Raw genomic sequence first — 23,539 nt, 5'->3', positions numbered from 1 at the left:
CCGAACTTCAGGACAGGACATCCTTGCTCGTGAACTTGCCGTAAGCCAACGCGCCGGCCACCAGGATGTAGCCCGCCTGCAGCAGGGCGTTGTCGCCGAAGCTCGTCCACGAGATCGGTTGGCGCAGAAGATCGGCGAAACCCAGCCAGTAGTGGCTGAACAGCCACGGGTGCAGCCACTCCAATTGCGGCAGGTTGTCAGCCACTTGCGACACCACGGACAACACGATGGTGGCAGCCATGGCTCCGACCGGCACGTCCGTGAAGGTGGAAATTGCCAGTCCGATAGCGGAGAGCCCCAACAATGACACCGCGATGTACGCGGCAATCAGCAAGGAACGCACCACGGACTCGCCGACGCCGATCGTGTCGCCCGACAGCAGGGTGACAGGGCCCACCGGGAAGAGCGCGACGCCGGCCAGCGCGCCCGCGGCTGCAATCGTCAGGGTCGCTGCCAGGCAGAACACTGAGGCGGACGCGTACTTGATCAACAGGAGGCGGACACGTCCCGCCGGGGCGACGAGCAAGTATCTCAGGGTGCCAAGGTTTGCTTCGCCGGCAATCGTGTCGCCTGCCACCACTCCGATGGTGAGGGGGAGGAACAAAGGTACGGAGACGATCATTGCCGTGACGCCGACGAAAAGCCCGTTCTGGGTGATGCGGTCAAGGAAAGGCGGGCCGCGACCCGGCGCCACGGGATGCGAGCTCAGCTTGACCGCGGCGGCGATGAGGATGGGGATCGCCGCGAGCGCCAGGAGCATGGCCCATGTCCGCAGCCGCCGGAACAGCACCGAGAGCTCGGAGGCCATGAGCGACCACGAGCTTTGCGTGCCCTCCAGCACGGCAATCGTCGCTTCGGTTCCGCGTTCAGCCGGCAATGTCGAAGCCCTCTCCGGTGAGGGAGACGAAGCGCTCCTCGAGGCTCGCGTTCTCCACGCCGAAGCCCCGGACCCGGACGCCGCCGGACACCAAGGCAGCCACGATCGCCTCGGGTGCCACATCGAGCCCCGCCGGACCGGTACTGACGAGGCTCCGGCCATCGGGACCGTACGAGCCGGGCGGCGGGGCAACCAGTTCCGACTTCAGGCCGAGCCTGGAGAGGACAAAGACAGCGGCCTCGATATCGGGCGTGTGGAGCCGGATGATGGCCGTGCCCGCCGCGCGCAGTTCGTGCAGGGTTCCTTGCGCCACGAGCTTGCCCACGCTCATGACGCCCACATGGGTGCACATCTGCTCCACCTCCGCGAGGAGATGGCTGGAGACGAACACGGTGGTGCCCCCGGCCGCCAAGGAGCGGACCAGGCTGCGGACCTCCCGGGTCCCTTGCGGATCCAGGCCGTTGGTGGGCTCGTCCAGGACCAGCAGTTCCCGCGGCCGCAGCAAAGCATGCGCAATCCCCAGCCGCTGTTTCATCCCGAGGGAATAGGCGCGCACCCTTTTGCCCGCCGCGTGGGACAAGCCCACCCTCTCGAGCGCGTCATCCACGCGTGCGGCGCGGGTCCGTGGGGCGGCGTGAAGATCGGCGCTGTCCAAGCGCCGCAGGTTCGCTGCCCCGGACAGGAAAGGGTAGAAGGCCGGGCCTTCCACGAGCGAGCCCACGTTGGGCAGGACAGCTGCCAGTTGGCGCGGCATCTCGCCGCCAAGGACCCGGATGCGGCCGTTCGTGGCGGACGCCAAGCCAAGAAGCAACCGGATGGTGGTGGTCTTGCCGGAGCCGTTAGGACCGAGGAATCCAAAGACCGAACCGCGGGGCACCGCCAGGTCGACGCCGTCGACGGCGGCCCGGTGGCCGAAGCGCTTGCTGAGGCCTTGCGTCTCTATCGCCAGTTCAGCCGGCGGGGATGCCTCCGTCATTTCGCGGCGGCTGCGGCCTGCAACCGCTCAAGTGGCACCATTCCCGCGAAGACGCGGCCGTCGTCGAGCATCAAAACAGTAGCCAGGCTGGTGGTCAGCGCTCGACCGCCGGCGACAGGCTGGGTGAGCTGGGCCAACATCGGTGCCGAGCGGACATCGTTCGGCACAGTGCCGGCGGGCAAGCCCATCACTGCGTCCCAGCCGGTGCCCGTGATCGTTGGCCGGGCCGCTGTTGCCTTTGGCTGCCCGGTCTTTCCAGGGAGGGATCGCAACTGCGGGGTTGCCTTCTCCTCCACGGCGGCACCGCGGGGCGGAGTGAAACTGAACAGGGCGGCGTCGGGCGCCGACAAGCTCACGTCAGTGAATGCGAGCGAGAACGCCGCTGCCGCCTGGCCCCGTGCCCGGACATCGACGCCGAGCGGGAGGCCCAAAGCGGAGTCGACGGCGATTGTCACCGAATCGACGAGAGTGCCGGTACTGCGCGGCTTGATCACCAGTTGGTAGGCCGTGCGGCCGGCCACCGTGGTTCCGTCGCCCACGGCCACGTCCGTGGTGGGCCCGACGGCGGCGAGGAAGTGCTGCGCGACGACGTCAGGCGTGGTGACTCCGGGAGTCGGCGTCGCGTGCGGGGCCGCTGAACGCGCTGGTTCGGCGGGCATCGTCATGTGCGCCGCGCTGTTGTCTGCCGAGTTGTAGAGCCAGAGATCGTTGCCGTTGCGGACGACGTCGCGCTCAGCGAGCATGTCCATCACCTGGAACCTGGCTTTGGCGGGACCGTCCATGTAGACCCGGGCTGTGTGTGAACCGCTCAAAAGCTCCATCACGGAAGCGGGCCCTTGGCTCGCCGTTGGCCCGACGGAGGGGAGTTTGGGCAGCCCCAGATCGGAACTTTGTTGAAGGGTTCCGGACAATGCATGGACGTCGGCGCGGCCGATCATGGCGATGACTTCCGCGGCCGTTTTGTGCGGCAGGCTCGTCGCAGCTCCGGCTTGGTAGGAACCAGCCAAGGCCGCCGCAGCAAGGGCCACCGGAGCCAGCACTGCCGGCAGCCAACGCAACCAGACGCGGGTCATGACGACCTCGCGAACCATCCACCATCGGGGAAGTTCATGGTTCCAGACTACTCCTGGTGCCCGGACTGATCACGTGTTCACGGGCTATCCCTCCAACGTCGTCCGCACGAATTCGGCGCTGGGCTTTGCATAGGCAGAGCCGAGGCGCTCGAACAGGGCGATCCCCGCCATTCCGGGCCAATCCTCGGGAAGGAATTCGGCGGGCAGCCCCGGATCCAGATACGGGATGATCCGCCAGCGGTCGATGCTTCGGACATAGCGGGCGAAGGTCGCGGCAGTGTCCGGGCCGCCGTCGGGACCGTTGCCCGGGCCGTCGTCGTCGGCCATGGAACCATGATGCAGGATGAAGTCGCGATGCAGTTCCGCGACTGTGTCGAGGTCCCACCACGCGGAGGCGGCCTCGCGGAGGCTGCCTCCGACCAAGGGAGTGTCCGTCACGAACACCGTGGCCATGCCGCGCAGCTCCAGGTCCTCCAGGATCTCCTCCACTTCCTCCCGCAGTGCGTCGGGGCAGATCCACAGCCCTGCCGCTACGGTGCCGCAGCCGATCCAGTGCAGCCGCCGCCGCAACTGGTGCCGCTTTTCCCGCTCGGTTTCCGGGATGGAGAAGGACACGAGGCACCAGCGGTCGGCTGACGACATCAGGCGGGGTTTGAAGATCCGCCGGTCGCCGCGGGCGAGCATTGCTGCGGCACCCTCGGTGACGGCGAAGCCGGGAATCCCGTGACGCAATTGCGGCAGGACGATTTCCTTCTTCTTCAACCGTGACAGCGCCGTCCGGGACGCGGCAGCGCTCAACCCGAGTGCCTCCATGAGGGCGATGAGGTGCCTCGTGGACATCCATCCACCGGCATCGCGGAGGTACAAGCCGATGACCGTGCGCAGCAGTGACGTGGTGCTCCCGGGCCGGGAGTCCATGTCGTCAAGGACAGCGCTCACAGGAGTTCGGCGAGGGCGTCCCGGATGGCGGTCACTCCCAGCTCAACCTCCGCGTAGCTCGTGCTGAGCGGCGAGAGCCCGATCCGCAGTCCGTGCGGCGGACGGAAGTCCGGAATGATGCCCCGGTCCCAGAGCGTCCGGGTGACGTCACCGAACAGGGGATGGTCAACCGTGATGTGCGAGCCGCGCTCGGCGGTGTTGCGCGGGCTGACAATCTCGGCGCCGAGGGGGACCAGCATGTCCTCAGCCAAGGCAGCTGCGTAGTCGGTCAGTTTGATGGACTTCTCCCGCACGGCGTCCATGCCCACCGATGCGATCAGCTCGACCATGTCCTTGAGCGGCTGCATGGCCAGGACCGGGGGAGTGCCGGTGATGAAGCTTCGGATTCCCGTTGCCGGTGTGTAGCTTTCCGTCATGCCGAAGGGGTTGTCGGCGCCCATCCAGCCCCAGATCGGCTGTTGCAGGCGGTCCTGCTGCGATGCGTTGACGTAGGCGAACGCGGGAGAGCCCGGGCCGCCATTGAGGTACTTGTACGTGCAACCCACTGCGAGGTCCACGCCCCAGGCGTCCAGTTCGAGCGGCACCGAGCCCACCGAGTGGCACACGTCCCAGAGCATGAGCGCTCCGGATTCCTTGACCCTCGCGGTGATCGCAGCGGCATCCGCCAGGAAACCGGAGCGGTAAGCCACATGGCTGAGCACGACGACGGCGGTCCGCTCGCTGAGCAGTCCCTCGAGGTCCGTGGTCCGGACCCCGCTGGCCGGGTTGGAAGCGACCCACTTGATGGTGGCGCCCTTCTCCGCGGCGATGCCTTCGATGATGAAGCGGTCCGTGGGGAAGTTGTCCCGGTCCACAACGATCTCATCGCGGCCAGGCTGGGCGTCGACCGCCGCCCGGATGAGCTTGTAGAGCATCACGGACGTGGAATCGCCCACGGTGACCTGGCCGGCGGCCGCGCCCAGGGTGACGGCGCCGATCCGGTCGCCGACCGTGGTGGGCTCGTCCATCCACTGTTCGTCCCAACCGCGGATGAGGCGGCTGCCCCAGGCGTCCTCCACGAAGGACGCGAGCTTCGCCGACGTCGCCTTGAGCGGACGGCCGAGGGAGTTCCCGTCGAGGTAGGCGGTGAGCTGGCCTTCCGCCGGGGAGTAAAAGGCCTCACGCTGCCCGGCGAGGGGATCGGCGGCGTCGAGTTCTGCCGACGTCGGCCGTTGCGTTTGCTGCGCGCTGTTCATGTCTCTCCTGAGGGGAAATGTGGGGGTTTGCTCGGGTTGGAATTGCGGCTCAGTTGCCGATCTCGGTGCGGACGGCGTAGAGCTCCGGGAAGAAAGTCAGGTCCAGGGCCCGTTTGAGGAAGTCGACGCCGGAGGAGCCTCCCGTGCCCACCTTGAATCCGATGGTCCGTTGCACGGTCCGCAAGTGGCGGAAGCGCCAGGCGTGGAAGTTGTCCTCGATGTCCACGAGGTCTTCGCACGCTTCGTAGAATCCCCATGGCGTGGCTTCCGATTCGTAAATCTCCTGGAAGACCGGGACCAGGTCCTTCCGGAACGTCCACGGTTCGCTGGTGTCACGGTCCAGGATGTCGGCCGGAACGGCATAACCGGCCCGCGCCAGCACCGCGAGGAAGGCGTCGTACAGGGTCGGCTCCTCCAACAGCGTCGTGAGCTGGCTGTGCGCCGCGGGATCGCTCTCGAAGACCCGCAGCATGGAGCGGTTCTTGTTGCCCAGCAGGAACTCGACGCCGCGGTACTGGTGGGACTGGAACCCTGAAGAGCTGCCCAGGAAGCGCCGGAATTCGGAGTACTCGCGCGGAGTGAGCGTGCCCAGGACGGACCACTGCTCGGTCATGGTCCGCTGGATCGCCTTGACGCGGGCGATGCATTTGAGGGCCTTGGCAAGGTTGTCCACATCGAGGAGCCGTCGGGCTTCAAGAAGCTCATGCAGGATCAGCTTGAGCCACAGTTCGCTGGTCTGGTGCTGGATGATGAACAGCAATTCGTCATGGTGCTCCGGGGTGCTCAACGGGTGCTGGGCAGTGAGGAGGCGGTCAAGGTCCAGATACCCGCCATAGGACATGGCCTGGCTGAAGTCGGTGCGGACCGAATCCTCGATGGGCCGGATGTTTGTGGCCTTGATGGTCTCTTCGGAGTGGCCGGTGCGGTTTTCCATGCATTGAGCGTATCACTTGCGTGACGCACGTCAAGATTATGAATTTCAGGTTCATCCTGAGCCGCCTTCCCAAGGCTGCTTTTTGTTGCCTACGTGAACCGCTCGCACGGTCCATACGTTGTAAGATCGGCAGGGGGGTATGCGGGCTCCAGGAGGCTCCATGTACCAGCAGACAGTCAGCATTCGGGATTTACCAGCAGACCGTCGGCATCCGGAGGCAGACGGATCAGAACAATTCCCCGGTCTCGAACAGATGGCGCTTCGTACGCGTACAAAACTTCGGGCCCGGGACCTCATAGTGCAAAAGTACGGTGGCTCCTCGGTCGCCGACGCGGCGGCCATCAAACGGGTGGCCCGGCGGATCGCCGAGACCCGCGAGGCCGGGCATCCGCTGGTGGTGGTGGTTTCGGCCATGGGCGACACCACCGATGAACTGCTTGACCTGGCCGTGTCCCTCAGCCCCAGTCCTCCGGCGGGCGAACTCGACGCGTTGCTGACCACGGGTGAACGGATCTCCGTGACCCTTTTGGCGATTGCCTTGGCCGAGCTGGGCGTGCCTTCCCGGACCTTCAGCGGCAAAAAGGCCGGACTGATTACCGACGGCGTCCACGGCAAAGCGCACATCGTCAACGTTGACCCGCACCGTATCCGCGCTTGCTTGAAGCGCGAAGAGGTTGCCATCGTGGCTGGTTTCCAGGGGAAGGGCCTCAAGAAGAGGGAAGTCACCACCCTGGGCCGGGGCGGTTCGGACATCACCGCCGTCGCCTTGGCCGCAGCGTTGGGCGCCGGCATGTGCGAAATCTATACCGACGTCGACGGCGTATACACGGCCGACCCGCGGGTGGTTCCCCGCGCGCGGAAAATCGACGTCATTTCAAACGAGGAAATGCTGGAGCTGGCTGCGTCCGGTTCCAAAGTGGTGCATACCAGATGCCTCGAGTATGCCCGCCGTTTCGGCGTCCCCATCCACGTGCGTTCGTCCTTCAGCCGTGCCATGGGAACGCTGATCCTCCCGGGCCAGGACCAGGAGTCGGACTGGGACCACAGGCCCATCTGGGAACGGGCTCCGGCCGTGGAGCAGCCAGTGGTGTCCGCGGTTCTCTGTGACGCGTCCGTGGCGAAGCTGAAGGTCATAGGCGTCGCGGATGGCGTGGGAAAGTCCGCGGAAATCTTCGGGCTTCTGGCTGATGAGAGCGCCGAGGTCGACATGGCAGTTCAAAGCACCTCGTCCGTGCGCGCCGGCGGAAGCGATATTTCGTTGGCGGTTCCCAGCCGGGACGGATTCCGCGTCCGGGCGGCCTTGTCCGCTGCCCAGGGGGCCATCGGCTTCCTGGACCTCCAATACGACGGCCAGATCGGCAGGCTCTCGCTGATCGGGCTCGGCATGCGCACTGACGCCCAAGTATTTTCACGGCTCTTCAAGGCCCTTTCGGACGCGGGAGCCGAGATCGAGTTGATCTCTGCGTCGGACATCCGCATCGACGTCGTCGTCCGCGTGGCGGTGCTCGAGGACGCACAACGCGCCGTGCAGTTGGCCTTCGGGCTGGACCCCGCGGGAAATGACCAGGCAGGAGAGGAGGCCGTCAGCGCGCCATAGCGGGGCCGCAGTACCGGCCCCCCATCTCCCCGCGCCGCAGGCAAGGCCGCGGGAAGCGCCCAGTCATCGATCCGCCACCGCGGATCCCCCGGATAAGGACCCGATCGCCATGTACACACACCAGCAGCAGGCTACCTTGACCTCGGCACATGTCACCGGACCCTTGCCAGGACCCAGATCAGCCGAATTGTTGGCGCGCCAGGAACGAACAGAATCCAACGCCCGCACCTATCCACGGCATCTTCCCATTGCGATTGCCGAAGGTTCCGGTGCGTTCGTGCGGGACGTCGATGACAATGTCTTCCTTGACTTCCTGGCCGGTGCCGGGGTTTTGACCTTGGGGCACAGCCACCCGGAACTGGTTGAGGTGGTGGCCGGACAAGTGCGGAACCTGAGTCATGGGCTTGATTTCCCGACGCCGGCCAAGGACGCCTTCGTGCGGGCACAGCTGTCCATGCTTCCGCCCGGACTCGCCGAACGGATGAAGGTCCACTTCTGCGGACCGACCGGTGCAAATGCCGTGGATGCCGCCATCAAATTGTGCAAGACGGCCACTGGGCGGGGGGACGTCATTTGCTTCCAGGGCGCATTCCACGGCAGCAGCGCGGTCGGGATGGCGTTGACCGGGCTGGTCGAACAGAAGCGGCCGGTGGCGAACGGGATACCCGGAGTGCACTTCTTCCCCTATTCCTATTGTGCCCAGTGTCCCGTGGGCCTGAACCCGGAGACCTGCGCGACCAATTGTGTCCAGTTCCTCGAACACTCCCTCAAGGACCCGCTCGGGGGCATCCCGCTTCCCGCGGCGGTCATCATGGAAATGGTCCAAGGCGAGGGTGGAGTCGTACCGGCCACCATTGAATTCGCGCAAACCGTGCGCAGGGTGACGCGTGAGCTGGATATCCCGTTGATTATCGATGAGATCCAGACGGGCTGCGGGCGTACCGGAACCTGGTTCGCGTTCGAGCAGTTCGGGATCGAGCCCGACGTCATCGTGGCATCCAAGGCCCTGAGCGGGATAGGCCTCCCGGTTGCCCTCATCATCTACAACAAGGACCTTGACCGCTGGCTCCCCGGTGCCCACACCGGGACATTCCGTGGAAACCAGCTGGCCTTCGCCGCCGGGGCTGCCGCCGTCGAGATCATCCGGCGCGACGACGTTCTTGGCAACGTCCGCAGCCGCGGTGCGCAGATTGCCCGGCTTCTCGCGCCCTTGGCCAGCAACCCCTGGGTGCGTGAAGTTCGGGGCCGCGGGCTGATGTGGGGAATCGAGCTCGCTGATCCGGACACAGGCCGTCCTGCCGGAAGACTGGCCCGGGCAGTGCAGCGAAATGCCCTGGAGCGGGGCCTGATACTCGAATGCGGAGGGCGCGACGACTGCGTCGTCCGGCTCCTGCCACCGCTGAACATCACGGTAGAAATCGTCGATGCCGCCTGCGAGCTGCTGCTGGCCGCCATTGCCGAACAAAGCGCCATGGCCGAACGCAGGACCACGACGGATGCAGTCCGATAAGGCTCGACGAATTGGCATGACCCATTGGCGGGACCAGGAGGGGAAGATGGGAAGGCATACGGACCACGGCCGGACCCCCGGCGAAACGGCCACAAGCGCCGGACCCATGATCCAGCTAAGGGACGGCGCTGCGGTTCTCCTCGGCAGCGCACCGGACGCCACGGCGTCGGGCAAAATCACAAACGGCACCACCATCCGGTGGAGCCCCGGCGAGCGGCTCGAGGAGCTCTTCGAGGACCGGTGTGACCGGCAACGGGCCGAAGGCCGCAGCCATCATCCGGCAGTGGAAACGACCGATGGATCACTCAGCTACGAAGAACTGGACGCCCGGGCCAACCGCCTCGCCCGCTACCTCCAGGCCCGCGGCGCAAGCCCGGGCGACAAAATCGCACTGCTGTTCGACGACGCGGTGCGGTCCTATGTCTCCATGCTTGCGGTCCTCAAGGCCCATGCCGTCTACGTGCCCCTCGACCCGGCGTTCCCCTCCGAGAGAATTGCCTACATTGCCGCCGATGCCGACGTCACCATGATCCTGACTGTCTCCCGCCTGGCGGACAGCCTCCCGCCCGCGAGCGCAGCCCTCGCGGTTCGCATGGACAAGGAGGACCGCCGCATTGCCGCGTTCGAAGCCTCCCGACTGGCCTGGGCCGGGGAGGAGTCCCCGGCCAACGGACTGGCATACATCATCTACACGTCAGGATCCACGGGGCGGCCCAAGGGAGTGGCCATAGCCCACGCCAGCATCTGCCACTTCGTGCGGACCGCCGCCGAAACCTACGGCTACGATGCCCGCGACCGGGTCTACCAGGGCATGACCACGGCGTTCGACTTCTCCGTGGAGGAGATCTGGGTGCCATGGATGGTGGGGGCCACCTTGGTTCCCCGACCGCCCGGGAACAACCTCCTCGGGCCGGACCTTGCCGAGTTCATAGAGGCCCGGAACATCACCGCCCTTTGCTGTGTGCCGACCCTGCTCGCCACGCTCGACGACGACGTGCCCGGGCTGCGGTTCCTGCTCGTCTCCGGCGAAGCCTGCCCCGAGGACCTTGTGGCGCGCTGGCACCGGCCCGGCCGGCGCTTCCTGAATGTCTACGGGCCAACCGAAGCGACAGTGACGGCGACCTGGGGCACGGCGGAGCCCGGCAAGCCCGTGACGCTGGGCAAGCCCCTGCCCGGCTATGCGGCAGTCATCCTGGATCCCGTCCAGGACCGGGCCCTGGCCCACGGCGAGTTGGGCGAAATCGGCCTGGCGGGAGTAGGGCTCGCCAGGGGCTACATCAACCGGCCCGAGTTGACTGAAAGGGCATTCATTCCGGATTTCCTCGGCCTCGAGGACAACCCGTCCCACCGCATCTACCGCACCGGCGACCTTGGCCGGTTCAACGACCACGACGAAATCGAGTACCACGGCCGCACCGACACGCAGGTGAAGGTCCGGGGCTATCGGGTTGAGCTGAGCGAAATCGAAAGCGTCCTCCTGCAGATGCCGGGGATGGCGGCGGCTGTTGTGAAAACCTGGGAGCCCGAGCCGGGAATCACGGAACTTGCCGCCTACTACACGCTGCACCACAACGCACCCACGGTGGAAGGCGGGGACATCCGCGCCTGGCTGCGCGAGCGGCTCCCCGCCTACATGGTGCCAGCGTATTTCCTGTCCCTCCGGACCATGCCGATGATGGTCAGCGGGAAAGTGGACCGCAGGAGCCTGCCGGATCCCACCGGCCCGCGCGCGGTCAGTACAGGCGTCGCCGACACCAGCCCGGTGACGCCCACGGAACGGATCCTCGCCCCCGCTTTGGCCTCGGCCCTCCACCTCACGTCTGTCTCCACCACCGCCAATTTCTTCAACGATCTCGGGGCAAACTCCCTGTTGTTGGCGCATTTCTGCGCCAACGTCCGCAAGGTCGCCAACCCACCGTCAGTCTCGATGCGCGAAATTTATGCACATCCGACCATCGCCGCGCTGTCGGCCGCCTTGGACTCCGCGAGCGTCGGATCGACGGCGGGAGCCGACGTCGAGGGCCGGGAAATTGCGACGGCTGAACCCTTCCTGCGCGTCGGGACCGGCCAGTACCTGCTGTGCGGGGTTTTGCAGGCATTGGCGGGCCTGGCCTACGCCTACCTCGTCGTCCTCATCCCCTCCGCAGGTGAACAGTGGATCGGTGGCTCCCGGCAGCCCGGCGTCCTCGCGGCCCGCTCCGTCGTCGTCGGCACCGTATCGTTCCTGGCCTTGGCAGTCATGCCCATTGCGCTCAAATGGGCGCTCATCGGCCGGTGGAAGGCCGAGGAGTTCCCCCTCTGGTCCTTGCGGTACGTCCGCTTCTGGTTCGTCAAGACTCTCGTCAACACAAGCCCGGTGCGCTTGTTCGTCGGGACACCGGTCTTCCCCCTGTACCTCAGGGCTCTGGGGGCCAGGATCGGCCCGGGAGTAACGATCCTCTCCTCAAGGATTCCAGCATGCACCGACCTGCTGACAGTGGGTGCGGACACAGTGATCCGGAGGGATTCCACGTTCAATTGCTACCGCGCCCACGCCGGCCGGATCCAGACAGGGCTCGTCACTTTGGGCCGCAATGTCCTGATCGGCGAACAGACGACCCTGGATATTGATACCGCCATGGGCGACGACGCCCAACTGGGGCACAGCTCCTGCTTGTACCGCTTCCAGACGGTTCCGCCGGGCGCATCCTGGGCAGGCTCACCGGCCGAGCCCACCGGCACCAGCTACCGCAGGGCGGGACAAGCCGCTTCCGGGACCGCCCGCCGGGCCAGTTTCAGTTTCTGGACCGTACTGGTCCACGTGGTCCTGGTGTCTTCCATCGGGCTTGGAGTCGTCGACGTCATGCTCGCCTTCCTCCCCACGGGCGAAACGAACCCGACCCGGCCGCTCTTCTGGGAAGCGCTTTTACTGATCTCGGCCGTCCTTCTTTTCGGCAGCATCCTGGCCGCGTTCGCCGCCGCCGCCACCCTTCCCAGGCTGATTGCCTTGCTTCTTGTTCCGGGCAAGGACTACCCCCTGTACGGCGTCCGCTTCGGACTCTTGCGGACAGCCCAGCGCCTGACCAACCTCAAAGCCCTCCTCCAGCTCACCGGTGACAGTTCCCTGATCGTCTACTACCTGAACGTCCTGGGCTACCACCAGCCGGACCTGGTGCAGACCGGATCCAATTTCGGCGTGGGGCTGAAGCATGACAGCCCCACCCTGACGACTGTCGGCAGCGGCACCATGGTCTCGGATGGCCTTTCGATCATCAATGCGGACTATTCGAACACTGCTTTCCGCCTCAGCCCCACCATCATCGGGGCCAGGAGCTTCTTCGGCAACAACATCGCCTATCCCGCCGGGGCCAGAATGGGGGACAACTGCCTCCTGGGAACAAAGACGATGGTGCCTTTGGACGGTCCGCTCCGCGAGGGGGTTGGCCTCCTGGGCTCACCGCCCTTTGAAATACCGCGCACCGTTGACCGTGACAACGCCTTTGACCGGTTCCGGACGCCAGAGGAGCTACGGCGCCGGATCCCGGCAAAGAACCTGCACAATACCGTCACGGTAATCCTCTACCTGCTGGCCCGGTGGGTCGAACTGTATGTGATCCTCCTCGTTGCCTGGGGCTCGCAGGCCTTCCTCCCGAGCGCAGGAGGGCTCGCCGCGGTGGTCGCGGTGGGAACGATGGTGGTCACCACGGGCGCCCTGATGGTCCTCGTGGAGCGGGCATCCCTGGGATTTGGAAGGCTCTCGCCGACGTTTTGCTCCATCTACGAAGTGCCCTTCTGGCGGCACGAGCGCTTCTGGAAACTCGGCGCCGGGGGCATTGTGCAAATGTTCAACGGCACACCCTTCAAAGCAGTGATCTGGCGGATCCTGGGGGTTCGGATGGGCAAGAAGGTCTTCGACGACGGTTGCGGGATCCCGGAAAGGACCCTCGTCACCATCGGTGACTACTGCACCCTCAACGCCTACGCCGTCGCGCAATGCCACTCCATGGAGGACGGCGCCTTCAAACTCGATTCCATCAACGTGGGCATCGGCTGCACGCTTGGGGTGGGTGCATTCGTCCACTATGGCACCACCATGCATGAAGGTTCCGAGCTCGAAGGCGATTCGTTCCTGATGAAGGGCGAGGACATCCCCGCCTACGGCATCTTCGGCGGCAATCCCGCACGGGAGCTGAGCCGGAAGGCTGCCCCCGGACTGCTCTAACGTCGGCGCGTGGCTTACGCTGGCCCTAATGGGCGCGTCTGGTGAGGGGGTTGCATGACCAGCGTGTCACTCTATCTGGACGTCGACGGCGTGGTGAACCCCTTCGGTCCCATGGGCTTCACCGATTGGGGTACTGAATGGAAAATCGCCGACGCCGGCATACTTGACGTCGTTTACGCGTCCGAACTGGTCGATGAGCTCAACGAGCTGGCCGCGCATCCCGCGGCGAGGTTTGTCTGGCTGACCACGTGGCAGCGGCTCGCCCCTGAGTTCCTGTGCCCGGCCATCGGCCTCCACGGTAAGCACTGGCCCGTCCTGACGAGCGACGGTTGGGACCAGACCGCCGATTGGTGGAAGTTCGACGTTTTGCAAAAGGACGTCCAAGAATCCGGAGCCGAACGCATCGTGTGGATGGATGACCAGTTGAACCATGAAGCCGCGGCACGGTCCTGGGCGGAATTCCTCGGCCCCCGTGTGCTTTGGATCTCACCGGACCCGCGGCGGGGCCTGTCGCGGCGAGATATCGAGGCTGTTCGGCAATTCCTTGGATGATTCGATGTTTGGCCCTGCCGTCAATGGCACGTAGGATTCTTAGGGTTCCACGCCCGCCATAGTTAATTCCGCCAGTACAGTCAGATGAACGCCTGCTGAACTGTTTTGCGTCAGGCAGGCCCCGGGGAAGTGGAACTGCGCATCGTCGACTCTGCAGATTGGGCACCAGGTGGGAATCACCTTCATGGTCGCGCTTGTCATAGCGCTGGCCTTATTTTTTGACTTCACCAACGGGTTCCACGACACTGCGAACGCCATGGCGACTCCGATTGCCACAGGGGCCATCAAGCCCAAAACGGCTGTCGCCTTGGCCGCGGTGCTCAACCTCGTGGGCGCGTTCCTGTCGACCGAGGTGGCAAAGACCATATCGGGAGGCCTGATCCGCGAGGGCACGGACGGTGTCCACATCACGCCGGAAATCATCTTCGCCGGGCTGATGGGAGCGGTCCTGTGGAACATGTTCACGTGGCTCAAGGGGCTGCCGTCCAGTTCTTCGCACGCTCTCTTCGGCGGCCTCATCGGTGCGGCGATCGTCGGCATCGGATTCAACGCCGTCAACTTCGACACCGTGCTCCAGAAGGTCATCCTTCCCGCCGTCTTCTCGCCGCTGCTGGCGGGGGCCGTCGCCTATATATGCACCAAACTGGCCTACGCCCTGACGTCACGCCACGACCCCGAAACCGGCGACAAGCTGACCCAGAAGCGCGGCGGGTTCCGAACCGGCCAGATCTTCACCTCCAGCCTTGTCGCGCTGGCCCACGGCACCAATGACGCGCAAAAGACCATGGGCATCATCACCCTCGTGCTGATCGCCGCCGGAACCCAGCCCGCCGGAAGCGGACCCCAGCTCTGGGTCATCGGGGCCTGCGCGCTTGCCATCGCCATCGGAACCTACGCCGGCGGCTGGCGCATCATCCGGACCATGGGGTCCGGGCTGACCGACGTCAAGCCGGCCCAGGGCTTCTCCGCGGAAGCCAGCACCGCTTCGGCCATCCTCGCGTCCTCCCACCTCGGCTTCGCGCTGTCCACCACACAGGTGGCCTCCGGCTCGGTCATCGGCTCGGGTCTCGGACGCAAAGGCACCACGGTGCGCTGGGGAACTGTCGGGCGCATCGCCACAGGCTGGCTCTTCACCCTCCCCGCGGCCGCGATCGTGGGCGCCTTGACCGCGTTCCTCATCGGCACCGGCACCGCTGGCGTGGTGATCGCCGCCGTTGTGGGCACCGCCGTCGTCGTCTACATGTTCATCTACTCGAGGAAGTCGCACGTGGGCCACCACAACGCCGTCGAAGTCGAGGAAGCCGGCACCGCCGTCCGCTTCCGCAAGAAGAACGCCAAAAAACAAAGTCCGAGCAAAAGCACGAGTGAGGACATCCAGGCATGAAGTGGTTGGATCTGGTTCAGGTGGCCGGCGCGACCCTCGTCGCCGCCGTGGTCCTCGTGGTGCTGTATTCGCTCGGCGTCCGGCTCACTGCCGTCGCGGGCGACGCCCGGCAGAAGTCCCCGGCCATGGTCCGGACCCTGGCGTACGCGTGTTTCGCGGCCTGTGGAATTGCCGTGCTTTTCGGGATCTATCTGATCGTTCCGTACTTCACGAAGTAGCTGGGAACCCCGCTGCCTCATGGGTAGGGTGGTGCCATGGCGGACTTCCAGTACTACGTGGCATCCTCGCTTGACGGGTTCATCGCCACGAAAGAAGACGATCTCGGCTGGCTGCTCCAGTTCGAAGAGGCCGAGGGCGTCACCGAGAGCTACGAAGACTTCATGGCGGGCATCGGCTGCATCGTCATGGGTGGCCAGACCTATCGCTGGCTCATGGAGCACGAACCGGGCAAATGGCCCTATCCGGGTGTTCCATGCTGGATCTTCACCCACCGCGAGTATGCAGCGCCGCCCGGCGCGGACGTCACCTTCGTGCGCGGCGAGGTCGCGGAATTCGCACCGGACCTGATTGCCGACGCCGGTGACAAGAACGTGTGGCTGGTTGGCGGTGGGAACCTGGTGGCGCAGTTCGCCAAGGCAGGCCTGCTGGACGAGATGATTGTCACCCTCATCCCCGTCGCCTTGGGTACGGGCAAGCGCCTTTTGCCGGTCGAGAGCCCGACGGCGCCGCTCGAGTTGGTCTCGTCCCGCACCCTCGGTGCCGCAGCAGTCGAGATGCGCTACCGGTTCCCGGCCCGTGCCGGGTCAGCGGACCCTGTTCTCCCGGATCATGTTGGTGATCCGGGCCGTTGACAGTCGCCGGCCGTGTTCGTCGGTCATGACAATTTCATGGGTGGCGAGCGTACCGCCCAAGTGGATGGCCGTGCATGTGCCGGTGACCAGGCCGGCCGCTATGGAGCGATGATGGGTTGCGCCCACCTCGATTCCCACCACGTGGCGTCCGGCTCCTGCATGCAGGGCCGCCGCGAAGGAGCCCAAGGTTTCGGCGAGAACCACATGGGCTCCGCCGTGGAGGATGCCGGCAACCTGGGTGTTTCCCTCCACCGGCATGGTGGCCACGGTCCGTTCCGGCCCGAGCTCAAGGAACCTGATGCCCATCTTCGCCACGAGCGACCCCACCCCGTAACGGGAAAGCCAACCGTGCAACTCCGGCGGAACGCCGGCCGCATTGAGTTCGTCAGTGAACGGGCCCGGCGTGAAATTGTCCATCATGGCAACTAGGCTGGCACCTGTGAGCGAAACAACCAAACCGGACTCAGTTCCAACGTCAACGTCAACTGCCACCGCAACGGCACCAGACCCTTCGGCAACCATTGCGGGCACCGCGGCGGCTGGCCGCCCGAGGCTTCTGGTCCTCGATGGACACTCGATGGCGTTCCGGGCGTTCTATGCCCTGCCGGCTGAGAACTTCGCCACTTCCTCGGGCCAGCATACCAACGCCGTGCATGGCTTCACCTCGATGTTGATCAACCTGATCAAGGACCAGAAGCCCACCCACGTTGCAGTGGCCTTCGACGTCTCGGACGACACGACGTTCCGCAAGGCGGAGTACAGCGAATACAAGGGTGGCCGCAACGAAACGCCCCCGGAATTCCGCGGGCAGATCGATCTCATCGACCAGGTCATGGCGGCCTGGGGGATCAAGACCATCAAGATGCCCGGCTACGAGGCCGATGACATCCTCGCCACGCTCGCGGCACGGGGCGAGGCCGCAGGTTACGAAGTCCTCCTGGTTTCGGGGGACCGTGACGCTTTCCAGCTCATTACAGACAACGTGTTCGTCCTGTACCCGAAACAGGGGGTTTCCAACATTCCCCGCATGGACGCGGCAGCCATCGAAGAGAAGTACTTCGTTCCCCCCTCCCGCTACTCCGATCTCGCCGCGCTGGTAGGGGAGTCCGCCGACAACCTCGCCGGCGTTCCCGGCGTCGGCCCCAAGACCGCAGCCAAGTGGATCAACCTTTACGGCGGCCTGGAAGGGATCCTGGAGAACCTGGATTCCATCGGCGGCAAGGTCGGTGGAGCCCTCCGGGAAAACATCGACGCCGTCAAGCGCAATCGCCGCCTCAACCAGCTCCTGGGCGACCTTGAGCTCCCTGTGACGCTCGCCGAACTCGAGGAGCCGCGTCCTAATCGCCAAGAGGTCGAGACGCTCTTCGACACCCTCGAATTCAGGACCCTCCGCGCCCGGCTGTTCGCTCTCTACGGCGATGACACCGCCGGCGCGCCTGCCGAAACCATCGACGCGCCCGACTACGCGGTCCTGGAAGACGCAGCCGCCCTGGAGGCCTTCTTCGCGGGGGGTGCGGGGAGCCGTGCCGCGGTCGCCGTGCAGTTGGTTCCGGGACGGATTGGCGACGACGCCGCTGCCCTGGCCATCGTGCGGTCCAACGGGGCTGCCTACATCGAGCTGTCGTCCCTGGACGCGGCGGCCGATGCCGTCCTGGCCAAGTGGCTGCGTGATCCCGAAGAGGCCAAGGTCATGCACGAGTTCAAGGACGCCCTGAAGGCCTTGCACCATCGGGGACTTGGCCTGGAAGGCGTGGTGGACGACACCGCCATTTCGGGCTACCTGATCCAGCCGGACCGCCGCAGCTATGAGCTCGCCGAACTCGCCCAGCACCACTTGAGGATCACTGTCGCGGCTGCGGCGGCGCCAACAGGGCAGCTGGAACTCGAATTCGGCGATGGGCCGGACGGTGCCGCAGCCAGCGCGCTCGTCCAGCAGGCCGCCGTCGTGCACGCGCTGAGCAAGCACTTCGAAAGCGAGCTCGCGGAACGCAAGGCCGAGGCGCTCCTGACCACTCTGGAACTGCCGGTCGCACGGGTCCTGGCCCAGATGGAGCTCTCGGGCATCGCCATCTCCACGGAGCGGCTGAACGAGCAGCTCGCTGACCTCGCCAAGGTCATCGACAACGCCCAGGAGCAGGCATTTGCCGCAATCGGCCACGAGGTCAACCTCGGTTCGCCCAAGCAGCTCCAGACGGTCCTCTTCGAAGAACTCGGCTTGCCCAAAACCAAGAAGATCAAGTCCGGCTACACAACGGACGCCGCCTCGCTGAAGGCCCTCCTGGAGAAGACCGGCCACGAGTTCCTGGTTCAGCTCATGGCCCACCGCGAATCCTCCAAGCTGGCCCAAATGCTGGAGACTCTCAAGAAATCGGTGGCAGAGGACGGCCGCATCCACACCACGTACGCGCAGAACGTCGCGGCCACCGGACGCATTTCCTCCAACAACCCCAACCTGCAGAACATCCCGGTGCGCAGTGAGGAAGGCCGGCGCGTGCGCGGGATCTTCGTCGTCAGCGAGGGCTACGAATGCCTGCTGTCGGCCGACTACTCGCAGATCGAAATGCGCATCATGGCCCACCTGTCCGGGGACGAAGGACTCATCGAGGCGTACAAGGAGGGTGAGGACCTGCACCGCTACGTCGGCTCGCACATCTTCAACGTGGCACCGGAAGACGTCACGAGTGCCATGCGGTCCAAGGTCAAAGCCATGTCCTATGGATTGGCGTATGGCTTGACCTCGTTCGGCCTGTCCAAGCAGCTGGAAATCTCGGTCGACGAAGCCAGGACCCTCATGAAGGACTACTTCGACCGCTTCGGCGCCGTGCGCGACTATCTGCGCGGCGTGGTGGAGCAGGCCCGGATCGATGGTTACACCGCCACGATCGAGGGCCGCCGTCGCTATCTTCCGGACCTGACCAGCACGGACCGCCAGCACCGTGAGATCGCCGAACGCATTGCACTGAACTCGCCGATCCAGGGTTCGGCGGCGGACCTCATGAAGCGGGCCATGCTCGGCGTTTCGGCCGAGCTCACCAGCCAGGGACTCAAGTCCCGGATGCTGCTTCAGGTCCATGACGAACTCGTGCTCGAGGTGGCGCACGGCGAACGCGAAGCCGTCGAAAAACTCGTCACTGAACAAATGGGGACGGCGGCCCGGCTCACGGTGCCACTGGACGTGCAGGTAGGCGTCGGCTCCAGCTGGTACGACGCCGGGCACTAGCAGGCGCACCGGCCTGGTTGCAGGCTTCAACGGGGCACGCCGCCGGGATGGTGGCGTGCCCCCATGCTGTCTGGCTAGGCTCGGGACGTGGCTGATCCCAGGGAAACCAACGAAAAATACAACGTCAAGCGCTTTCGTTCCGTCGGAAAGGACAACCCGGACTACGGACAAGCACGTGAGTGGCTCCGCGCCGTCGGCTTCGGATTCCACGACGAGCAGCGAAGCGATGAGCTCATCGACAAGATCCTCGCGATGTACCAAGCGGACAACCGCGAGCTGACCGGCGTCTACGTCAACGAAGAACCACCCTTGCACGCGCTCAACCCGGGGTTTCCGGTGGCTACCTTTGGAACGCTGGAAAACAAACTGAATGTCGGCTTCGGCCAGGAACTGCGGACCCGCCAGATCACCGCCGTCACCGTCCGCGGGACGCACCGGCGCCATGGCATCCTACGGGGAATGATGACCGCGGATCTCGCCGATGCCAAGGACGATGGCTTCGCCATGGCCGCCCTGACCGCATCCGAGGCGTCCATCTACGGCCGCTTCGGCTTCGGCGTCGCAACCTTCGAGCGCAGCATCAAGGTGGACACCGGTCCGAAATTCCGCATCCGGCACGAGCCCGTTGGCCGGGTGGAGATCGCGGATCCCAAGGTCCTCCTCGAACTCGCGCCCGAGGTTTTCGGACAGGTTCACCACCGTACGCCGGGGTCCATCGTGAGGCAGGACTCCTACCGCCATCACGTGTCCGGGGCCATGAAGCGCGACGGCAGCGAGGACAGAGCCATCAAATGTGCGCTCCACTACGCACCGGACGCCACAGTTGACGGCTACGTCTCCTACAAGTTCGCCGGTTGGGATACGAAGCCATACACGGTGGAAATCGTGGACCTCGTCGCCGCGTCGGACTCCGCCTACCTGGAATTGTGGCAGTTCCTGGGCAGCCTGGACCTCGTCGACCAGGTCTCCTGGCCTGACGCGCCCGTTGAAGACCCTCTCGCGTGGGCGCTCGTGGACGGGCGCTGCGTCACGTCATCCGACTACCGCGACATGTTGTGGCTGCGCGTCCTGGACGTCCCGGAAGCCCTGTCGGCACGGCGCTACGGGGCCGACGGGCGGTTGGTGCTGCAAGTCAGGGACGCGCTGGGTTTTGCCGACGGTACGTGGGAATTGACGTCCGACGGCGGCGTCGTAACCGTCAGGGAGGCGGGTGGCGGGAGCCAGGACATGAGCCCGGACCTGAGCATGGATGTCACGGATTTGGGGTCGGTCTTTCTGGGCGCCGTCAGTCCTGTAATCTTGGCTTCGGCAGGCCGGATCCGCGAGCACACGCCCGGAGCAGCATTGGCTGCCCAGCACATGTTCGCCGTCGAACGTCCGGCCCATTGCCTCACACACTTCTAGGCACATCTCCGTACGCAGAACCAACCAACAGAAGAGGATTCCATGGGGGAATTCCAGCCGGGGGGACACTCCTCCGGCCCATCAGGGCTGCCGGGCCGGCGGTCGTTGCTGGCGGCTGCCGCCGGACTCGCAGTAACCGGCCTGGCGGCTTGCGCCCAACAACCGGCAGCTGCACCCGCATCCCGCCCCGCGTCGGGTTCAGCGCCGGTCGTGGAGGATATAGGCCAGCATCCGGTCGTGCCCGAAACGCGGCCCGCGCTGCCGTCGAGATCCCAGGTTGTGGCCGAATACTCCAGGCGCAAGCCCGTCCAATGGGGGCTCGACGTCGTCGGCGTGGTGTCGAAGACAACGTCCCCTCATGCGGTCCTGACGTTTGATGCTTGCGGTGGTCCGAACGGTTCGGAATGCGATCACCGCCTTCTCCAGACCCTGCGCAAGTTCAACGTTCCCGCCACGCTGTTTGTCAACGGTCGCTGGATCAAGGCGAACCCCGGGCTGGCGGCTGATCTCGCGGCCGATCCCTTGTTCGAGCTCGGCAACCACGGCTTCCGGCACCAGCCCCTTTCGGTCAGCGGGCGCTCGGCATACGGCATCACCGGCACGTCCAACGCCGGCGAGGTTTATGACGAAATCATGGGCAACCAGGAAGTCATGGAGCGGCTCTGCGGCAAGGCTCCCCGCTTCTTCAGGGCGGGAACCGCCTACTATGACGACGTCGCGGCAGCGATCACCAATTCCCTCGGACTGGTTCCGGTGAGCTTCACGGTGAATGGCGACGGCGGCGCGACCTTCCCGGCCCCGACGGTCGCGGGCGAGGTGGGAAAAATCGCCGCAGGCCGGGGCGCCGGCCACATTGTGATCTCGCATTTCAACCAGCCCACGAGCGGCACCGCTGAGGGATATGCACGAGCCCTCCCAAGCCTGATGGACCGTGGCGTGACGTTCGCGCGGCTTGGTGACACGCTGCCGCTTTGACCCTCCTTGAGGCGAACGACTAGAATGAACGGGCGCATACTACTTGCGCGCAAATTTACAATCCACAATTCAGGATGACCCGGCGTTTTGCCGTGTCCTGCGGACCGGCGACGGAAAGCGGGCGGTTTGCCTGACCGATACTCTATCCACAACGGAGCCCCTACTACATGACCATCACCTCCACCGAGAAGCCCGGTACCCCCGTAGTCGCGATCAACGACATCGGTACCGCTGAGGACTTCCTCGCAGCTGTCGACGCCACCATCAAGTACTTCAACGACGGAGACCTCGTCGAAGGTATCGTCGTCAAGGTTGACCGCGACGAAGTTCTGCTCGACATCGGTTACAAGACCGAAGGTGTCATCCCTTCCCGTGAGCTTTCCATCAAGCACGATGTCGACCCCGGGGACGTCGTCTCCGTTGGCGATCAGGTCGAAGCCCTGGTGCTCACCAAGGAAGACAAAGAAGGCCGACTGATTCTCTCCAAGAAGCGTGCTCAGTACGAGCGTGCCTGGGGCGACATCGAAAAGGTCAAGGAAGAAGACGGTGTCGTCACCGGTACCGTCATCGAGGTTGTCAAGGGTGGTCTTATCCTCGACATCGGCCTGCGCGGCTTCCTGCCCGCATCCCTCGTCGAGATGCGCCGCGTCCGCGACCTTGCTCCGTACATCGGTCAGCAGATCGAAGCCAAGATCATCGAGCTGGACAAGAACCGCAACAACGTTGTTCTTTCCCGCCGTGCGTGGCTCGAGCAGACCCAGTCCGAGGTTCGCTCCACGTTCCTCAACAAGCTGGAAAAGGGCCAGGTTCGTCCCGGCGTCGTTTCCTCCATCGTCAACTTCGGTGCATTCGTGGACCTTGGCGGCGTAGACGGTCTGGTTCACGTTTCCGAGCTGTCCTGGAAGCACATCGACCACCCGTCCGAGGTTGTCGAGGTCGGCCAGGAAGTCACCGTCGAGGTCCTCGAAGTGGATCTGGACCGCGAGCGCGTGTCCCTGTCCCTCAAGGCTACGCAGGAAGACCCGTGGCAGACCTTCGCCCGCACCCACGCCCTTGGCCAGGTTGTTCCGGGTAAGGTCACCAAGCTGGTTCCGTTCGGTGCGTTCGTTCGCGTCGAAGACGGCATCGAAGGCCTCGTCCACATCTCCGAGCTGGCTGTCCGCCACGTTGAGCTTGCTGAGCAGGTCGTCTCTGTTGGCGACGAGCTCTTCGTCAAGGTCATCGACATCGACCTCGAGCGCCGCCGCATCTCCCTCTCCCTCAAGCAGGCTAACGAGGGCGTTGACGCTGACAGCACCGAGTTCGACCCGGCTCTGTACGGCATGGCCGCTGAGTACGACGAAGAGGGCAACTACAAGTACCCCGAGGGCTTCGACCCCGAGTCGAACGAATGGCTCGAGGGCTACGAGACGCAGCGCGCCGCTTGGGAGCAGCAGTACGCTGACGCCCAGGCACGTTGGGAAGCTCACAAGAAGCAGGTTTCCCAGCACGCTGCTGACGACGCCGCTGCTGCCGCTTCCGGCGAGAGCGACTCCGGTACCACCAGCTACTCTTCCGAGCCGGCTGTCGCCGAGTCCAACTCGGGCACCCTGGCATCCGACGAGGCCCTCGCAGCTCTGCGCGAGAAGCTGACCGGCAACTAATTGCCCCCGGCCCGGATTTCCGGGCCGGATCAAAGCGGCTCCTGCGATTCATTCACGAATCGCAGGAGCCGCTTTTGTTTAACCCTGTCCTACTCCTGCCCGGGTTGCTCTTGCCCGGGTCCCCACGGGACATGCCCATCGTTCGCAGCAAGGACTGGGCATATACCC

At 65.0% G+C, this 23,539-nt stretch carries 18 protein-coding genes; 11 read left to right on the top strand and 7 right to left on the bottom strand.

The window, feature by feature from the left end:
• Positions 1 to 7: 7 nt before the first annotated feature.
• The 6 genes from QRN45_RS18195 to kynA form a co-directional block, all read right to left on the bottom strand.
• Complete coding sequence (locus QRN45_RS18195; RefSeq protein WP_284764237.1) at positions 8 to 808, bottom strand: ABC transporter permease; 801 nt, start codon at positions 806 to 808, stop codon at positions 8 to 10.
• 58 nt (positions 809 to 866) lie between these two features.
• The gene (locus QRN45_RS18190) at positions 867 to 1,853 is read right to left on the bottom strand and encodes an ABC transporter ATP-binding protein (protein ID WP_284764216.1); all 987 of its coding nucleotides are present in this window, start codon (positions 1,851 to 1,853) and stop codon (positions 867 to 869) included.
• On the bottom strand, positions 1,850 to 2,944 hold the full coding sequence (locus tag QRN45_RS18185) for a LolA family protein (RefSeq protein ID WP_284764215.1): 1,095 nt from the start codon (positions 2,942 to 2,944) through the stop codon (positions 1,850 to 1,852). The genes QRN45_RS18190 and QRN45_RS18185 overlap by 4 nt, the downstream gene beginning before the upstream one ends.
• Positions 2,945 to 3,010: 66 nt before the next feature.
• Positions 3,011 to 3,865, bottom strand: a complete 855-nt coding sequence (locus QRN45_RS18180; protein ID WP_284764214.1) for a PaaX family transcriptional regulator — start codon at positions 3,863 to 3,865, stop codon at positions 3,011 to 3,013.
• A complete protein-coding gene (locus QRN45_RS18175; RefSeq protein WP_241707792.1) occupies positions 3,862 to 5,100 on the bottom strand; it encodes a kynureninase in 1,239 nt (412 codons plus the stop codon). The genes QRN45_RS18180 and QRN45_RS18175 overlap by 4 nt, the downstream gene beginning before the upstream one ends.
• A gap of 49 nt (positions 5,101 to 5,149) precedes the next feature.
• Positions 5,150 to 6,034 (bottom strand): tryptophan 2,3-dioxygenase, encoded by an 885-nt coding sequence (gene kynA / locus QRN45_RS18170; protein ID WP_264636489.1) that lies wholly within the window; start codon positions 6,032 to 6,034, stop codon positions 5,150 to 5,152.
• Positions 6,035 to 6,332: 298 nt separating this feature from the next.
• On the opposite strand from kynA, the gene QRN45_RS18165 reads away from it, so the two are divergent.
• The 7 genes from QRN45_RS18165 (at position 6,333) to QRN45_RS18135 (ending at position 16,129) form a co-directional block, all read left to right on the top strand.
• Complete coding sequence (locus tag QRN45_RS18165; RefSeq protein WP_308196773.1) at positions 6,333 to 7,631, top strand: aspartate kinase; 1,299 nt, start codon at positions 6,333 to 6,335, stop codon at positions 7,629 to 7,631.
• 109 nt (positions 7,632 to 7,740) lie between these two features.
• Positions 7,741 to 9,141, top strand: a complete 1,401-nt coding sequence (locus QRN45_RS18160; protein WP_241707790.1) for a diaminobutyrate--2-oxoglutarate transaminase family protein — start codon at positions 7,741 to 7,743, stop codon at positions 9,139 to 9,141.
• Positions 9,142 to 9,187: 46 nt separating this feature from the next.
• Positions 9,188 to 13,342, top strand: a complete 4,155-nt coding sequence (locus QRN45_RS18155) for a Pls/PosA family non-ribosomal peptide synthetase (protein ID WP_284764212.1) — start codon at positions 9,188 to 9,190, stop codon at positions 13,340 to 13,342.
• A gap of 54 nt (positions 13,343 to 13,396) precedes the next feature.
• Positions 13,397 to 13,894, top strand: a complete 498-nt coding sequence (locus QRN45_RS18150) for an HAD domain-containing protein (protein WP_241707788.1) — start codon at positions 13,397 to 13,399, stop codon at positions 13,892 to 13,894.
• Between the two features lie 169 nt (positions 13,895 to 14,063).
• On the top strand, positions 14,064 to 15,278 hold the full coding sequence (locus QRN45_RS18145) for an inorganic phosphate transporter (RefSeq protein WP_264636487.1): 1,215 nt from the start codon (positions 14,064 to 14,066) through the stop codon (positions 15,276 to 15,278).
• On the top strand, positions 15,275 to 15,496 hold the full coding sequence (locus QRN45_RS18140) for a hypothetical protein (RefSeq protein ID WP_241707786.1): 222 nt from the start codon (positions 15,275 to 15,277) through the stop codon (positions 15,494 to 15,496). Before QRN45_RS18145 ends, QRN45_RS18140 begins: the two co-directional genes overlap by 4 nt.
• Before the next feature lie 36 nt (positions 15,497 to 15,532).
• Complete coding sequence (locus QRN45_RS18135) at positions 15,533 to 16,129, top strand: dihydrofolate reductase family protein (RefSeq protein ID WP_241707785.1); 597 nt, start codon at positions 15,533 to 15,535, stop codon at positions 16,127 to 16,129.
• Here QRN45_RS18135 and QRN45_RS18130 read toward each other — a convergent pair.
• The gene (locus tag QRN45_RS18130) at positions 16,082 to 16,549 is read right to left on the bottom strand and encodes a hotdog fold thioesterase (RefSeq protein WP_241707784.1); all 468 of its coding nucleotides are present in this window, start codon (positions 16,547 to 16,549) and stop codon (positions 16,082 to 16,084) included. The two genes, QRN45_RS18135 and QRN45_RS18130, sit on opposite strands and share 48 nt — an antisense overlap.
• Positions 16,550 to 16,706: 157 nt before the next feature.
• Between QRN45_RS18130 and polA the strand changes: the two genes are divergently transcribed.
• From polA to rpsA, 4 genes are all read left to right on the top strand, one after another.
• Positions 16,707 to 19,349 carry a DNA polymerase I gene (gene polA, locus QRN45_RS18125; RefSeq protein WP_241707841.1) on the top strand — a complete coding sequence of 881 codons (2,643 nt, stop codon included), beginning with the start codon at positions 16,707 to 16,709 and terminating at the stop codon, positions 19,347 to 19,349.
• Positions 19,350 to 19,436: 87 nt separating this feature from the next.
• Complete coding sequence (locus tag QRN45_RS18120) at positions 19,437 to 20,753, top strand: GNAT family N-acetyltransferase (RefSeq protein ID WP_241707783.1); 1,317 nt, start codon at positions 19,437 to 19,439, stop codon at positions 20,751 to 20,753.
• 237 nt (positions 20,754 to 20,990) lie between these two features.
• Positions 20,991 to 21,728, top strand: coding sequence for a polysaccharide deacetylase family protein (locus QRN45_RS18115; protein WP_241707782.1), 738 nt, complete (start codon positions 20,991 to 20,993; stop codon positions 21,726 to 21,728).
• A 167-nt stretch (positions 21,729 to 21,895) separates the two neighbouring features.
• The gene (gene rpsA, locus QRN45_RS18110) at positions 21,896 to 23,371 is read left to right on the top strand and encodes a 30S ribosomal protein S1 (protein WP_284764210.1); all 1,476 of its coding nucleotides are present in this window, start codon (positions 21,896 to 21,898) and stop codon (positions 23,369 to 23,371) included.
• The last annotated feature ends 168 nt before the right edge of the window (positions 23,372 to 23,539 follow it).

Source organism: Arthrobacter sp. efr-133-R2A-63, assembly GCF_030209795.1.
In the GTDB taxonomy this organism is placed as follows: domain Bacteria; phylum Actinomycetota; class Actinomycetes; order Actinomycetales; family Micrococcaceae; genus Arthrobacter; species Arthrobacter bambusae_A.
This window is presented reverse-complemented; position numbering and strand designations above follow the sequence as displayed.